Source organism: Thermoflexus sp. (genome assembly GCF_034432235.1).
Lineage (GTDB): Bacteria > Chloroflexota > Anaerolineae > Thermoflexales > Thermoflexaceae > Thermoflexus.
In genome coordinates, this window is sequence record NZ_DAOUCJ010000051.1 from 13,447 (window position 1) to 27,457 (window position 14,011).

Below are 14,011 nucleotides of genomic sequence, written 5' to 3' on the forward strand. Positions count from 1 at the left end.
CATCTCCGCCCTCGCCGTTCCGGATATCATCCCGGCAATCAGGAAGGCCACCCAGATTCCTGTCAACCGTCGAAGGCTCGCGGATCGCATCCTCTACCTCCCTTCGAAAGTCCGGAGGGCTTCCCGATACTGGGCCCGGATCTCGTAAACGCCTTGAATCGCCATCCGAAGCCGATGGAACAGCAGCCGCAGCTCCCCTTCCGAATCCAGGCGGCCAATCGACTTTCCGCCTCCGTGATACAGCGGACGAGCCATGCCGGCGGGCGCCCGGAATTCCCGCGATTCCCAGAACCGTCCTGCCTCCCGCACGATCGCGATGTCCCAGGGATCCCCCTCCATCACCTCATAGACCATGACATACTCCAGCGATCCCATGGGGATCACCCCCTCCTCCGGGAGCCGCAGCCGCTTCAACCTCAGCACCGGCGCCACCTCATCCTGATCCGCCCCCCCTCCCGAAACCGGGCCTGCAGCCACCTCCGATCCTCCGAACGCATCCACCCCAGCGCCTCCCCATCTACGATCACCCCGTCCAGCGCACGCCCCATCGCCGCCAGCCGCAACGGCACCCACCCCGAAAACCGCGCCACCCCTTCCGCTCGAAGCCTCTCCATCGTCAGCCGCCCCCGGGCGAAAGAAAGCGGGCCCACAAAAGCGATGAAAGGCTCCCGCGGCAGCGCCGCCGCGTGGGCCGGCGAGGGCGTCAGGGCCGCCGGCATCCCCTCCCGCAACCCCAGGACCCCCAGACCCACCAGAACCCCGATCCCCAGGAACCCTATCCCCCTCTTCACCCTTCGGAAGAACTCCCGTCCCATCCTCGCCTCCCTCGCCGGATGCGAACTCCATCTCGAGCTTAAGGCCCCGATCGTCTCCGGTCCATCCCCAGCAGATGGGGACACTGCTTGGGAGGAATGGGGAAGCTATGGGGTTCTATCGAATAAACAATTCCATGCAGCGATACGGATAGGTTCACGCACCCCGTCCCCCAAGCCATCGAACCCAGGGCAGCGCCTTCTGCGCTGCTTGCGCCGGACGCCTGTCGGCGGTCCAGAATTCAGCGCCTAGGCGCTCCGCGAAAGCGAGGTAGTGCGCATCGCAGGTTGCCGGGAGAGAGAGCCTCAGCCAGTTTCAGGGCACGACGGTGTAGATCGGCATCTTCATCAATGGCGATTTCAAATCTCAAGGCGACATCCGGTGGTATCATGTTCAGCAACGGCCCAAAACGCGGTCTCCAGCCCCCGACCTGGAAGGACTATGGAGATCTTGAGTCCGAAGACCGGGATCCCGGCGATGTCCGATCATCCCGCTCACGACGCCATCGCGGTGCTGGACTTCGGCTCCCAGTATGCGCAGCTGATCGTCCGCCGCATCCGGGAGATCGGCGTCTACGCCGAGTTGTTCCCATGGGATGCGGATCCCGCCGAGGTCCTCGCCCTGCGGCCGAAAGGCTTCATCCTCTCCGGAGGCCCGGCCAGCGTCTATGAGCCCGGCGCCCCTTCCCTCCCGCCGTATGTCCTGCAGAGCGGCCAGCCGGTGCTGGGGATCTGCTATGGGATGCAGCTGCTGGCCCACGCCCTGGGCGGACGGGTCGCCCCGGCCCCGGCCCGGGAATACGGCCGGGCCGAGGTCGAGATCCTCACGCCGGAGGATCCTCTGTGGCGCAGTCTCCCTTCCCCCATGACCGTCTGGATGTCCCATGGGGATCGCGTGGAGGCTCTGCCGCCCGGCTTCCGGGCCATGGCCTGCTCCCCCAATGCGCCGTTCGCCGCCATCGGCGATCCCGTGCGCGGCCTCTACGGGGTGCAGTTCCACCCGGAGGTCGCCCACACCCCCCTGGGCCGCGAGCTCCTACGGCGCTTCGCCGTCGAGCGGTGCGGTTGTCGCCCCACCTGGACCCCCCGGGCGATCGCCGAGGAGCAGATCGCACGGATCCGGGAGCGGGTGGGCGGGGAACGCGTGCTCTGCGCCGTCTCCGGGGGCGTGGACTCCACGGTGACTGCGGTGCTGGTCCACCGGGCGGTGGGGGCGCAGCTGCAATGTCTCTTCGTGGACACCGGGCTGCTGCGCAAGGGGGAAGGGGAGGAGGTGGTGGCCGCCCTGCAGGCCCTGGGGCTGCCGGTGGCCGCGGTGAACGCCGCCGAGGCTTTCCTGGAGGCCCTGCGAGGGGTCACCGATCCCGAAGAGAAACGGGTGCGGATCGGCCATACCTTCATCGCCGTCTTCGCCGAGCACGCCCGCCGGCTGGGCCCCTTCCGGTTCCTGGCCCAGGGCACCCTCTACCCCGACGTCATCGAGAGCCGGGCACCGGAGCGGCGGGCGGCCGCCCGGATCAAGACCCACCACAACGTCGGCGGGCTCCCCTCCGATCTCTCCTTCGAGCTCATTGAGCCCCTGCGATATCTCTTCAAGGACGAAGTCCGCGCCCTGGGGGCGCATCTGGGGATCCCGGAGGTCCTGCTGCGCCGGCAGCCCTTCCCGGGCCCCGGGCTGGCCGTGCGCTGCGTCGGGGAGGTCACCTGGGAGCGGCTGGAACGATTGCGAGCCGCCGACGCCATCGTGCAGGAGGAGCTGGCCCGCTCCGGCTGGGCCGAGCGGGTGGCCCAGGCCTTCGCGGTGCTGCTGCCGGTGCGCAGCGTGGGCGTGATGGGGGACGCCCGGACCTACGAGGAGGTGGTGGCGGTGCGGGCGGTGGCCACCGAAGACTTTATGACCGCGGCCTGGGTTCCGCTGCCCCCCGAGGTGCTGGATCGCATCGCCACCCGGATCGTCAACGAGGTCCCCGGGGTCAACCGTGTGCTCTACGACATCACCCACAAGCCCCCGGCCACCATCGAGTGGGAATAAAATGCCGGTCGGGAACTTCACCCCTTACGCGGGCATCTGGAAGACAGGGACCGGCGCGGGAGCGCGTCGGGCGCGTCGGGCGAAAGCGATCCGCAGGATGTGCGCGGCCATCCGTCCGTAATCATAGCCGGCCGCCGCCGCCGAGCGCACAAACCCCGCATCCGGCGAAAGATCCGGGTTCGGGTTCACATCGATCACATAGGGTGTCCCATCCGGGGCCAGCCGGATATCGATGCGCCCGTAATCCCGCACCCGCAGGGCCCGATAGGCCATCAGCGCCACATGCACCACCTCCGCCTCGGTCCACTCGTCCAGCACCGCCGGCACGAGGGGGATGGTCCGCCGATACCGCTCGCTCTGTCGATCCCATTTCGCCGACTGATCGACGATCCGCTCTTCCTCTCGGAGTCCGTCGAAGAGGATCTCGGAAATGGGCAGCGGCTCGGGATCCCCATTCCCCCACAGGCTGACGTTGAGCTCGCGGCCCGGGATGAAGGACTCCACCAGCGCCGGCTGGCGAAGCGTCTCCAGCACCACTTCCACCCGCTCCCGCAACGCCGACATGGAAGTCGCCACCGCCTCAGGGGTGATCCCCACGCTGCCATGCTCCCGGACCGGCTTCACGATCGCCGGGAAATCCGTCCAGCCCTCCAGGTCCTGCAACCGATGGCATACCCGCCATGGGGGCGTGGGGATGCCGTTCAGGGTGAGGAAGGCCTTCATCAGCGCCTTGTTGCCGGCCACCGTCAGGGTCCACGGACCGGATCCCGTGTATAGAAAGCCGGCCGATTCCAGCGCCCGGGCCACTCGGGGCTCGGCATAGGGATCCCCTTCCAGGGCCTCGCACCAGTTGAAGACGATCCACTCCTGGGGATCGTAGCCCGTTAGAGGGCTCAGGACGTCCCGGCGGATCTCCACCGGATGGACCTCGAGTCCGTGGGCTTGAAGGCCTTCCTGCATTCTGCGGACGCATTCCAGGGCATACGTCTGATCCTCGGGAGGCCATGCGCGATCCATGTTGTAAAGCAGGAGCACCCGGCGCATGGTCCTCGGGTTCGACGAATGCCGTCGCATCACTCCACCTCCTGCGCGTGGGCCTCGACCGCCGGCAGAGAGGGGGCCGTTAGCGGATCGAGGCCCCGGAGATAAATCGCCAGCCCCTCGCCCTCGTCGTAGAAATCCTCCACCCGGGCCAGCAACCGGAACCCGTGGCGTTCATAGAACCGACGAGCGGGCGTGTAAGCTGGCGCCGTGGCGGTCTCCACCAGGATCCAGCGCCCGCCTTCCTGCCGGATATGCTCCATCATGGCCTGGAGGAGGGCGGTCCCGATCCCTCTCCGCTGCGCCCGGGGATCCACCAGCAGCCAGTAGAGATCCCATGACCATCGGGTCAGCGGCCTCCGCCCATAGCAGATCAGACCAGAGGGCTCCCCTTCTTCGGCGCTGTCCACCCAGACGCGGAAGTAATAACCGCTCCGCTCGAATCCTTTCTCGCAGGCTTCCCGGAAGATCTCCAGAAGGGTATCGATTTCCTCCGGCCGGAACACACCACAGCGTTCCGCCATCGTCCGGATCGCCGCCTCCTCATCCGCTCGAGGCCATCGAATAGGCGACATCGGCTTCCACCGCCCATCCCGATTGGGGTTGAAGGGTCTCCTTCCCCCGTCCCCGCCGCTCCCATGCCAGACGGATCAATCGTTCCGCCATCGCGGCATAGGAGTAGCCAGCCGCCCGGGCAGCGTTGACAAACCCGCTGTTGGGCGCCAGGCTCGGGTTCGGGTTAACCTCCAGCACGTAGGGGGTCTCCCCTTGAAGCCGGATGTCCACCCGCCCGTAATCCCGACCCCGGACCGCCCGGAAGGCCCGGATGGCCACCTCGCGAACCCGGGCGGCGAGGGCTTCATCGAGCTCCGCCGGGCATCGCACCGGCGTCAGCGCATACTCCTCCGATTCCGGCAGCCACTTGGCCGCGAACGTGCACACCCGCCACAGGGGATTCGGGATCCGGGAGTAATCCACCTCCGCCAGGGGCAGAACCTCCAGGTCCCGACCGCCCCACAGGGCGACGTTGAACTCGCGCCCCTCAATGAAGGTTTCCACGAGGGCCGGCTGGCGATACACCTCCAGCACATAGGCCACCCGCGCCCGGAGGGAGGCCGCATCGACGACCACGGATTCCCGATCGATCCCGTGGCTGGCATCCTCCGCGAGAGGCTTCACGATCGCCGGCAGGGGGATCCGGATGCGCTCCTGGGGGTGGTGAAACACCTGGGCCGGGGGGGTGGGCAGACCGGCGGCCCGAAGCCGGGCTTTGGCCCGCCCCTTATCCAGACAGAGGGCCAGCGTCGAGCTGGAGGATCCGGTATAGATAAACCCTCGCGCCTCCAGGAGGACCGGCACCACCGCTTCCCCCTGGGGTCGCCCCTCGAGGGTTTCACAGAGATTGATCACCACGGTATCCTGCGGATCGAAGGCATCCAGCGCCTCGCGCAGAGAGGCCCGATCCCAGACCGGCCGGGCGGTCACGCACCATCCCCGCTCCTGGAGCGCCGAAACCATCGCCCATGCCGTGAGGGCGACCTCCTCCTCGGCGATCCAGTCGCGAGGCTCCCCGCGGGGAAGATGCTCCACCACACTGTAAAGGACCAAAACCCGGCTCGGCGCAATGGGGCGGCGACGGCGCATAGTCGCTCCTCGAATGGATCCCGCTTCGTCCAGGAGGAGGGCAGGGCCTGGACGCTGAAACGGGCGGGCCCCTTTTGCCCTCCTCCCGCGTTTCAGCGAACCGCTCTCACCCCGCCGTCCTCAGAGGGACCCTGGCCGGTTCCACAGCCTCCGCGATCGGGAGGCCATAACGACGGCAGGCGGCCTCCAGGATCCGCGCGATCAGCACGTCATACGCCATTCCGTCCGCCCGGGCGTTCAGCACCATATCGCTATACCTCGGATTCAGCCCGGGGAGGGTGTTGATCTCCAGCAGATAGATCCGGCCGGTGGCGGCATCGATCCGCATATCCACCCGGCTCAGATCACATGCCCCGATCGCCCGGAAGGCTTCGAAAGCCAGGCGCTGCGCCTCTCGCCGCAACGTCGGATCCAGCGGGGCCGGGCAGAGGTAGCGCGGGCCCAGCGGCATTTCGGACTTAATGTAAGACGTGTAAAGCCCCCGCTGATCCGGCGGGCAAGGGCTGAGGTCCACCATCATCGGTGGGAAGACATGGACGCCCCCGATATCCAGGCCTTCTTCCGTGGCCCACCCGCCGGGCGGCCGGAGCCATCCGGCCTCCCCATCGACGTTGCCGATCAGGCCCACCGTGAGCTCCGGGCCGTCGATGAAGGTTTCCACCAGGGCCTCCTGACGATAGGTCCGGAGGATATAGGCGACCTGCTCCCGGAGCTCCGCCTCACTGGTCACCACCGACTTCGCGGAGATCCCCATCCCGCTTCCTTCCCGGTTCGGCTTGACAAAGAGGGGGAAGGAGAGGCGGGGATCCAACGGCTCATCGGGACGCCGGAAGACCTGGAAGGGGGGCGTCGGCAGCCCCTCCGCCATCCACACCCGTTTGGTCATCGCCTTGTCCAGGGAGATCGCCAGGGCAAGGACCCGGGAGCCCGTGTAGGGGATCCGCATCATCTCCAGCATCGCCGGCACATGGGCCTCCCGGGAATCTCCCCAGTAGCCCTCGCAGATGTTGAAGCAGATGTCCGGCCGGAAACGGCGCAACGCCTCCGGGAGATCCAGGTTCCCCTCGAAGATCGCCGGGGTGTGCCCCCAGGCCTCCAGGGCCCGGGCGATCCCCTCCACCGTCTCCTCCGAATCCAGCTCCGCCCAGGCATCCGGCGGCTCATCCGGTTGATGGGGCGCGTTCCGCTTCAGATTCGCCAGGACCGCCACCCGCATCACAGCACCTCCCCGTTGACGATCGGCAGGGGCTCCCCGATGATCAGGGGCATCGTTTCGGTGCCTCCCGTCTGGAGCCGTCGGTGAACCGCCTCGAAGCCTTCCGGCTCGATGGTCATTGCGTCGCCCTGCAGCAGCCCGAAGATCCCGCGCTGGCCCGGCTCCGGGCGCTGGTTCCGGCAGTATTCGCAGCGGTCTGGATCATGGGGCGTATAGTCGGTGGGCTGCTCATAGGCGCTGATGAAGCCCTCGAAATTCCGCAACACCACCCGCCGCTCGTTCATCGCCAGCAGGTAATTGGGCATCACCGGCACCTTCCCCCCGCCGCCGGGCAGGTCGATCACATAAGTCGGGATGGCGTAGCCGCTGGTGTGCCCCCGCAACGCCTCCATGATCTCGATCCCCTTCGAGACCGGCGTGCGGAAGTGGCCCGCGCCCTCCACCAGATCGCACTGATAGAGGTAATAGGGCCGCACCCGGCGCTTGACCAGCTCGTGGACCAGGGCGCGGATGATGTGCGGGCAGTCATTGACCCCCGCCAGCAGCACCGTCTGGCTGCCCAGGGGGATGCCCGCATCCGCCAGCTTCGCCAGGGCCTCCGTGACCTCCGGGGTCAGCTCCTTCGGGTGGTTCACATGGATGTTCATCCACAGCGGATGGTATTTGCGCAACATCGCCACCAGATCATCCGTGATCCGCTGCGGCAGGAAGATCGGCACCCGCGTCCCGATGCGGATGATCTCCACATGGGGGATCGCCCGCAGCCGGCGGAGCAGATCCTCCAGGATCGGCTGGGGCAGGATCAGCGGATCGCCACCGGAGAGCAACACATCCCGGATCTGGGGCGTGCGGGCGATGTATTCGATCTGCCGATCGTAATCCCGCCGCCCGAAATTGGCATGGGGATCCCCCACAATCCGGCTGCGGGTGCAGAACCGGCAGTAGCTGGCACACTGGGTCGTCACCAGCATCAGCACCCGATCCGGATACCGATGGACCAGGCCCGGGACCGGGGAGTGTTGATCCTCGGAAAGGGAATCCTCCATCAGCCCCGGCGTCGGCTCCAGCTCCCTCGCGGTGGGGATCACCTGGCGCCGGATCGGGCAGTTCGGATCCACCGGGTCGATCAGCGAGGCGAAATACGGGGTGATGTCCATGCGGAACCGGTGGGTGGCCGCCGCACCGGCCTCCTCCTCCGGGGTCAGTTGGATGATCTGTTTCAGCTGTTCCACCGAGTTCAGGCGATGGGTGAGCTGCCAGCGCCAGTCATCCCACAGCTCATCCGGCACATCCTGCCAGATCGGCGCCCGCCGGCTGCGCCGTTTCGCACCAGGGGGCTCCTCCTCCAGCCGCTTCCGCTCTTCCATCGCTTCACATCCTCCCCAGCGAGATCGCATCGGAGAGCCCAGGGATCTTCTCCACGATCGCCACAACCTGAACCGCTCTTCCACGAGCGGGATTTTACATCAACTCCCTCGTGGTATGCGTTAAGAAAGCGTGTAAGTTCCGTGAGATTTCGGTTAAGCATATCATCGAAGATTTTAGATAAATCGAAGCTCATAAATGATTTGGCGGAAGCGATCTCCGCTTTTCAGCGTAAGGCAACGGCTTGCCGCTGCCCTACGCCCACTCTGAATGCTGGAGCAACAAGGGGCGAGCGCATGGGCCTTGCATCGTTCGACGGATTTCAGGGCCCGCGATATAGTCGGAGCATTGAAGGAAACCTGTCCCCGCTCTGGAGGGCATCGGACTTCGAGTCCGACGGCGCAAGCGCTGCGCCGGAACAACGATCCCCAATCCACCCGATCGATGGAGGAACGATGATCGAGCCGACAACGCCGGAACGCGTCCTGGTGGTGGCGGCCCATCCCGACGATGTGGAGTTCACCTGCGCGGGCACGCTGGCCAAGTGGGCCCGACGGGGCAGCGTCATCGCCCTGGTGCTCTGCACCAGCGGCGACGCGGGAACGGAGGAGACGAATCGATCGCGGGAGGAGATGGCGCGGATCCGGGAGGCGGAGCAGGAGGCGGCCGCCCGGGTCCTGGGCATCGCCGAGGTGATCTTCCTGCGCCATCCGGACGGCCTGCTGCAACCCACCCTGGAGCTGCGGCGGGAGCTGGTGCGGGAGATCCGCCGCTTCCGGCCCCAGGCCCTGGTCTGTGGCGATCCATCGGTTTATTTCTACGGGGAGGACTACATCAACCACCCGGATCATCGGGCGGCAGCCCAGGCCGCGCTGGAAGCCGTGTTCCCCGCCGCGGGGATGCCCCTCCTCTTCCCCGAGCTGGGCCTTCCCCCTCATCGGGTGCGAGAGGTGTATATCTACGGCGCGGCGCAGCCCAATGTATGGATCGACATCGAGGAGACCCTGGAGATCAAAATCGAAGCCCTGCGCTGCCACCGCAGCCAGATCGGGGATTGGGATCCAGGCCCCACCCTGCGGGCATGGGCCACTGAGGAGGGACGGACCGTAGGTATGCGTTATGCGGAGGCGTTTCGCCGGATGGTGATCGGAGAATAACCCGGCGCCCTTCCTCCGCCGGTCTTCCCGGGGAACTCTGGAGGCCAGAGGGTGTGCCTTCAGCGTCCCGACCGGCCTCCACAAAACATCCCTCACCAGGAAGCTCGGGGATCTTCGTGCCCCCGAGGGGAGCCCTATACCAGAAGTCCCGCCCTCATAGATGCATCAACCGGAACGCCAGGGCGTAGAAGGGCTGCAACACGCTCCCGAGAAGGCCCAGCTGCCGATCCAGCACCAGGAAGAGCAGCAGCAGCATCGGCCCATAGGCCTCCAGCCGGGCGTAGGCATACGCCAGATCCGGTGGGAGCAGCCCCTGCAGCACCCGATAGCCATCCAGCGGGGGCAGAGGGAGCATGTTAAAAACGGCCAGGCCGATGTTGATGAAGATCCACGCACTCAGGAACGGAAGGACCAGCCGGGGAGGCAGGAACCCGATCTCCAGGCCCATCCGGTAAACCAGGATCCCCAGGCCGGCCAGGAGCAGGTTCATCAGCGGCCCTGCGCCTCCGACCAGCGCCATCCCCACGCGGGGGCCATAGCGCAGATATAGGGGGTTCACCGGGACCGGACGGGCCCATCCGAACCCGGCCAGCACCAGCATCAGGGCGCCGATGGGATCCAGATGGGCCATCGGGTTCAGGGTCACCCGCCCGTAGCGGCGCGGGGTGGGATCCCCGAGGCGTTCGGCCACCCAGGCGTGGGCCAGCTCATGCAACGGCAGGGCGAACAGGAAGATCATCGCCAGAGCCAGCAGATATCCCGGATCGCTGAGGCGGACGAAGGGCATATCGGCACACCTCCTGCGGTTTCCCCGGGCATATCATTCCCGAAGAGAGGCCCTGTATTCCGGCCGCTCCCTGAAGTGAAATCCAAATAAAACGCCCCGGGGCGGCTGGGCCTTCCCGACCGTCCCGGGGCGTGGGGGTCGCAGGTGGCGAGGGTGGGACTCGAACCCACAACCCGCCGATTATGAGCCGGCTGCTCTGCCACTTGAGCTACCTCGCCGGGCAGTAAAAATTATATGCGGAGACCGACTCATCGTCAAAGAAAACCCATCCGCATCGAGCCCTCGCCTGTATATGCGCTCGGCCCTATCCTTCCAGAAGGTGGCAGGGGAACGGCGAAGCTTCCCCTCTTTCCCCCTCGCTGGATTCAACCGGACCCCCCTTGCTTCGGCAGCGGCCAGCTGTTCCAGGAACGCCATCAACTGCACCCGCAGGTCATCAAAGGTCGGCCTCAACTCCTCCACTCCAGCTCGAAACCATAAGTGTGGCGGAAAAGATGGCGGAAGCGGAGGTAATCCGCCAGACGGGCGGCCAGCCCCTGATCCATCACCGCAGGGCGAATCGTCCCCCATGGATTCATCATGCGTTGCAGCAGATACGTAGGCCAATGAGGACCCACGGGGAGATCCTTATCCACTCGCACCGCGATGCGTTCAAAGATGCGCTCCACCCCCGAATAGAAGTCATGCAATAAGCTCCCAATGCTTCGCATGGCGAATTCATCGGGCTCGCCGGATAACCGGCTCCAGAAGATCTCCAGGCTGCGGATCAGGCGCTCCAGATTCGCCAGCTCCAATTCGATCTCCTGGCTCAGCGCATCCAGGGGATCCTCAGGCATCCTGTTTTCCTCCAGAATCCGGGATCGCCAATGAGGGGGCACGTTCTCCAGGCTGACCCGATGAAGCGCTATCCCCTCCGGAAGGAGATCCCAGCACGCCCGCAAAGCCTCAACGTATCGCTCGGGCGCCAGGCCTTCCACAGCGATGTCGATGTCCGAACGCTCATGCCACGGGCTCTGCCCGGCCAGGGAGCCGAAAAGCACAGCCCGCTGGACACCGAAACGGGCCCTTAACAACTCGATGCAGGCCATGGCCGCCTTCCAGGCGGCTGCCCGCCGGGCCTCCGCATCGCCCTCGCCTCGCATGGATCCTGTCCCCCTGTTCGCGAAGGAGCCGCCCGCCTTCGAGCCCATCGAGAGGAGGCCTCTGGCTTCCTCCAGCCGCTATGGTCGGCCTTAACTGAGTTCCTCCCAGTCGATCTTCGGCAGCCCGTAAAGGCCGGCCTTGAGAACCTTCAGGGAGAGCAGGGCGCACTTGATGCGAGCCGGCCCCAGGGGAATCCCCAGCATCTCCAGGATGTCGTCCCGGGTCAGCTGTCGGGCTTCCTCTACCGTCGCCCCTTTAATCCGCTCGGTCAGCATGGAGGCGGATGCCTGGCTGATCGCGCAGCCCTTCCCCGAGAACCGCACATCCACGATGCGCCCATCCTGCACTTTCAGGTCGATCCGAATCCGATCCCCGCACAGGGGGTTATCGTCTTCGTAAGAGATATCCGCATCCGGCAACACGCCGTAATTGCGGGGATTCTCATAATGGTCCAGGATGATCTCCCGATAGAGGTCTTCCATCGCCTCGGTCCTCGCCAAGGAGTTCCTTGGATGCCTTTCGCTCCTCTCATCATACCACGATCCCCATCGGGATTCACCTTCCCGACGGATCGCTCGGGGAGCCGCGCCGATGATCCGATCCCATCACCGACAGGCGCCGGGATCGTTCTCCGCGCGAGAGGCTTCGCCGGAGCGGGGAGCGAGGCGCACGGTCTCGCCCGACCCATCCATGCGAACGATCCGCTCCAGAACGACGATCGGATCCTCCCCGGGGATCCCCCGGGGGGCGTCCTCGCTGGGGGTGAGGAGCACATGCACGGCCAGGCCGAAGGGGCCCAGAGCGTCCCGGGCCGCATGGGCCAGGGCCAGTAACCCGGCTTTCCCGGCCCCATAGGCGGCGTGCAGGATCCCCCCCTCCAGAAGCCGCGCAGGAACCAGGAAGACGAACGCTCCACTCCCCCGTTCGATCATCGCCGGGGCAGCCGCCTGCAGCAGGTTGAAGGCTCCCTTGAGGATCACAGCCAAGGTGCGATCCCACTCGTATTCCCCCATCTCCAGCAGCCCGCGATGGGGATGAACTTCCGCGTGGTGGACGATCAGATCCAGCCGGCCCCAGCGGGCCAGGATCTCCTGAACCATGGCCCCTACAGCGACCCGGTTGGCCACATCGGCGTGGAAAGGCTCCGCCGACCCGCCCTCCCCGCGGATCCGTTCGGCGGTCCGCTCCGCCGCCGCCGGATGGATGTCATTGGCCACGACATGGAAACCCCGGGCCGCCAGCATCCGGGAGAGCCACTCCCCCCATCCCCGTCCGGCTCCCGTGACCAGCGCCACCGGCCGCGCATGGCTTCCCATCTGTCCCCCTGCCCCCTCCCGATTCACGAGTGGAACCGGAAATGCAGGACGTCCCCGTCCTGCACCTCATAATCCCGTCCCTCGATGCGCCAGAGGCCCCGCTCCCGCGCCGCTTGCGGAGAGCCAGCCTCGACCAGCAGATGCCACGGGATCACTTCCGCTCGAATGAAGCCCCGCTCCATGTCCGAATGCACCCGCCCCGCCGCCTGTGGGGCCCGCGTTCCCCGAGGGATCGACCAGGCCCGAACCTCATGGCCGCCCGTGATGGTGAAGAAGGTGATGAGGCCCAGATGGGCATAGGCCGCCTGGATCAGGCGATCCAGGGCGGAGCCGGAGAGGCCCAGGCTCTCCCGATAGGCCCGGGCTTCCTCCTCGGGCCACTCGTTCAGGGCGGCCTCCAGCTCCGCGCAGACGACGAGGAAGGGGCTTCCCTCCGCCGCGGCCCGGCGGGCCAGCTCCGCCGCCCAGTGGCCGTCTTCCGGCAGGTCCTCCTCGGATACGTTCAGGACAAGCAGGCGGGGCTTGTCGGTGAGCAGGAAGAGCTCCCGCAACAGCCCCTGCCAGGCTGCCCGGCCCGGCCAGGTTCGGGCCGGGCGACCGGACTGGAGATGGGCGGCCAGATCCTCTAGGGCGGCGAGGGTTTCGGCGAAGGCCTGGGGATCCGCCTTCGCCGCCCTCCGGGTCTTCTCCAGGCGGCGCTGCACCGTCTCCAGATCGGCCAGCGCCAGCTCCAGATCCAGCACCTCCAGCTCCGCCAGGGGATCCACCTCGCCCAGGCCAGCCGGGATGTTGGGGGCCTCGAACCCGCGGAGCACCATCAGGAGGGCATCGACCTCCCGGATGTGCGCCAGGAACTGGTTCCCAAGACCTTCCCCCCGATGGGCGTTCCGCACCAGCCCGGCGATGTCCACAACGGTCAGGGTGGCCGGGACCACCCGTTCCGGTTGGATGATCCGGGCCAGGGCGTCCAGCCGGGGATCGGGGACGGGGATGACACCGCGGTGCGGCTCGATGGTGGTGAAGGGATAGGGCGCGGTGGGCACGGAGTGGCGGGTGAGGGCATTGAAGAGCGTCGATTTGCCCGCGTTGGGCATCCCCACCAGACCGATCTCCATGATCGCCTCGCGACGCGAAGGTCCTCCACCGGGGATTCTACACGGAAAACTCTGGGGCTGGGCTCTGACAAAGCGCCCGGCCGATCCATGGGCTCACCGGCGGATCTCGATGGGGATCGGCAGGATCACGCCATCCGCTCCCAAGCCCTCCACCGGGATCCGGCCTCCGGGCGGGGCGCGGCGATACAGCCCGACCTTCAGCACGTAGTCCTCGGCGGGCGAATCCGGACCGCCGAGGATCCGTCCCATGAAATAAACATGAAATAAAAGGGAAGGGCAGCGAGAGGCTGTCCCAGAGAATAACGGACGAACCAGGATCCGTCCTCACCGATTTGGAGAAAACCCCGCTCCATGAGCGCAGGGAGATGCGGGGAGGGCATCGG

At 66.4% G+C, this 14,011-nt stretch carries 15 protein-coding genes and 1 tRNA gene; 2 read left to right on the forward strand and 14 right to left on the reverse strand.

Features of this window, described 5'->3' with window-relative positions:
• Window positions 1-93: 93 nt before the first annotated feature.
• Together VAE54_RS06175 and VAE54_RS06180 are read right to left on the reverse strand one after the other, a co-directional pair.
• Complete coding sequence (locus VAE54_RS06175; protein ID WP_322801072.1) at window positions 94-423, reverse strand: hypothetical protein; 330 nt, start codon at window positions 421-423, stop codon at window positions 94-96.
• Window positions 417-815: a hypothetical protein gene (locus tag VAE54_RS06180; RefSeq protein ID WP_322801073.1), complete on the reverse strand. Its 399-nt coding sequence runs from the start codon at window positions 813-815 to the stop codon at window positions 417-419. Before VAE54_RS06180 ends, VAE54_RS06175 begins: the two co-directional genes overlap by 7 nt.
• 439 nt (window positions 816-1,254) lie before the next feature.
• Between VAE54_RS06180 and guaA the strand changes: the two genes are divergently transcribed.
• Entirely contained in the window at window positions 1,255-2,844 is a 1,590-nt protein-coding gene (gene guaA / locus VAE54_RS06185; RefSeq protein WP_322801074.1) for a glutamine-hydrolyzing GMP synthase, read from the forward strand.
• 24 nt (window positions 2,845-2,868) lie between these two features.
• Here the strand turns inward: guaA and VAE54_RS06190 are convergent, their stop codons facing one another.
• The 5 genes from VAE54_RS06190 to ablA form a co-directional block, all read right to left on the reverse strand.
• On the reverse strand, window positions 2,869-3,918 hold the full coding sequence (locus VAE54_RS06190; protein WP_322801075.1) for a D-alanine--D-alanine ligase family protein: 1,050 nt from the start codon (window positions 3,916-3,918) through the stop codon (window positions 2,869-2,871).
• The gene (locus VAE54_RS06195; protein WP_322801076.1) at window positions 3,918-4,460 is read right to left on the reverse strand and encodes a GNAT family N-acetyltransferase; all 543 of its coding nucleotides are present in this window, start codon (window positions 4,458-4,460) and stop codon (window positions 3,918-3,920) included. Before VAE54_RS06195 ends, VAE54_RS06190 begins: the two co-directional genes overlap by 1 nt.
• Window positions 4,429-5,529, reverse strand: a complete 1,101-nt coding sequence (locus tag VAE54_RS06200) for an ATP-grasp domain-containing protein (RefSeq protein ID WP_322801077.1) — start codon at window positions 5,527-5,529, stop codon at window positions 4,429-4,431. The genes VAE54_RS06195 and VAE54_RS06200 overlap by 32 nt, the downstream gene beginning before the upstream one ends.
• A 106-nt stretch (window positions 5,530-5,635) precedes the next feature.
• Window positions 5,636-6,745 carry a hypothetical protein gene (locus tag VAE54_RS06205; protein ID WP_322801078.1) on the reverse strand — a complete coding sequence of 370 codons (1,110 nt, stop codon included), beginning with the start codon at window positions 6,743-6,745 and terminating at the stop codon, window positions 5,636-5,638.
• A complete protein-coding gene (gene ablA, locus VAE54_RS06210; RefSeq protein ID WP_322801079.1) occupies window positions 6,745-8,112 on the reverse strand; it encodes a lysine 2,3-aminomutase in 1,368 nt (455 codons plus the stop codon). The genes VAE54_RS06205 and ablA overlap by 1 nt, the downstream gene beginning before the upstream one ends.
• Window positions 8,113-8,565: 453 nt before the next feature.
• Here ablA and VAE54_RS06215 point away from each other — a divergent pair, with 453 nt between their 5' ends.
• Window positions 8,566-9,267: a PIG-L deacetylase family protein gene (locus tag VAE54_RS06215; RefSeq protein ID WP_322801080.1), complete on the forward strand. Its 702-nt coding sequence runs from the start codon at window positions 8,566-8,568 to the stop codon at window positions 9,265-9,267.
• 154 nt (window positions 9,268-9,421) lie between these two features.
• Here VAE54_RS06215 and VAE54_RS06220 read toward each other — a convergent pair whose 3' ends face one another.
• From VAE54_RS06220 to VAE54_RS06250, 7 genes are all read right to left on the reverse strand, one after another.
• Entirely contained in the window at window positions 9,422-10,054 is a 633-nt protein-coding gene (locus VAE54_RS06220; protein WP_322801081.1) for a site-2 protease family protein, read from the reverse strand.
• A 145-nt stretch (window positions 10,055-10,199) separates the two neighbouring features.
• Window positions 10,200-10,272: transfer RNA gene (locus VAE54_RS06225), tRNA-Met, on the reverse strand.
• A gap of 231 nt (window positions 10,273-10,503) precedes the next feature.
• Entirely contained in the window at window positions 10,504-11,196 is a 693-nt protein-coding gene (locus VAE54_RS06230) for a nucleotidyltransferase domain-containing protein (protein WP_322801082.1), read from the reverse strand.
• A gap of 90 nt (window positions 11,197-11,286) precedes the next feature.
• A complete protein-coding gene (gene sufU, locus VAE54_RS06235) occupies window positions 11,287-11,679 on the reverse strand; it encodes a Fe-S cluster assembly sulfur transfer protein SufU (RefSeq protein ID WP_322801083.1) in 393 nt (130 codons plus the stop codon).
• Between the two features lie 123 nt (window positions 11,680-11,802).
• Complete coding sequence (locus tag VAE54_RS06240; RefSeq protein ID WP_322801084.1) at window positions 11,803-12,513, reverse strand: SDR family NAD(P)-dependent oxidoreductase; 711 nt, start codon at window positions 12,511-12,513, stop codon at window positions 11,803-11,805.
• A 23-nt stretch (window positions 12,514-12,536) separates the two neighbouring features.
• The gene (ychF, locus tag VAE54_RS06245; protein ID WP_416223781.1) at window positions 12,537-13,631 is read right to left on the reverse strand and encodes a redox-regulated ATPase YchF; all 1,095 of its coding nucleotides are present in this window, start codon (window positions 13,629-13,631) and stop codon (window positions 12,537-12,539) included.
• A gap of 90 nt (window positions 13,632-13,721) precedes the next feature.
• Entirely contained in the window at window positions 13,722-13,877 is a 156-nt protein-coding gene (locus VAE54_RS06250; RefSeq protein WP_322801086.1) for a hypothetical protein, read from the reverse strand.
• Window positions 13,878-14,011: the final 134 nt, after the last annotated feature.

Excerpts from the sequence above, each read along its gene's own strand:
- VAE54_RS06220 (WP_322801081.1), bottom strand. The coding sequence starts at position 10,054 with ATGCCCTTCGTCCGCCTCAGCGATCCGGGATATCTGCTGGCTCTGGCG.
- VAE54_RS06230 (WP_322801082.1), bottom strand. The coding sequence starts at position 11,196 with ATGCGAGGCGAGGGCGATGCGGAGGCCCGGCGGGCAGCCGCCTGGAAG.
- ablA (WP_322801079.1), bottom strand. The coding sequence starts at position 8,112 with ATGGAAGAGCGGAAGCGGCTGGAGGAGGAGCCCCCTGGTGCGAAACGG.
- VAE54_RS06195 (WP_322801076.1), bottom strand. The coding sequence starts at position 4,460 with ATGTCGCCTATTCGATGGCCTCGAGCGGATGAGGAGGCGGCGATCCGG.
- VAE54_RS06205 (WP_322801078.1), bottom strand. The coding sequence starts at position 6,745 with ATGCGGGTGGCGGTCCTGGCGAATCTGAAGCGGAACGCGCCCCATCAA.
- VAE54_RS06250 (WP_322801086.1), bottom strand. The coding sequence starts at position 13,877 with ATGGGACGGATCCTCGGCGGTCCGGATTCGCCCGCCGAGGACTACGTG.
- sufU (WP_322801083.1), bottom strand. The coding sequence starts at position 11,679 with ATGGAAGACCTCTATCGGGAGATCATCCTGGACCATTATGAGAATCCC.
- guaA (WP_322801074.1), top strand. The coding sequence starts at position 1,255 with ATGGAGATCTTGAGTCCGAAGACCGGGATCCCGGCGATGTCCGATCAT.
- VAE54_RS06190 (WP_322801075.1), bottom strand. The coding sequence starts at position 3,918 with ATGCGACGGCATTCGTCGAACCCGAGGACCATGCGCCGGGTGCTCCTG.
- VAE54_RS06215 (WP_322801080.1), top strand. The coding sequence starts at position 8,566 with ATGATCGAGCCGACAACGCCGGAACGCGTCCTGGTGGTGGCGGCCCAT.
- VAE54_RS06180 (WP_322801073.1), bottom strand. The coding sequence starts at position 815 with ATGGGACGGGAGTTCTTCCGAAGGGTGAAGAGGGGGATAGGGTTCCTG.
- VAE54_RS06200 (WP_322801077.1), bottom strand. The coding sequence starts at position 5,529 with ATGCGCCGTCGCCGCCCCATTGCGCCGAGCCGGGTTTTGGTCCTTTAC.
- VAE54_RS06240 (WP_322801084.1), bottom strand. The coding sequence starts at position 12,513 with ATGGGAAGCCATGCGCGGCCGGTGGCGCTGGTCACGGGAGCCGGACGG.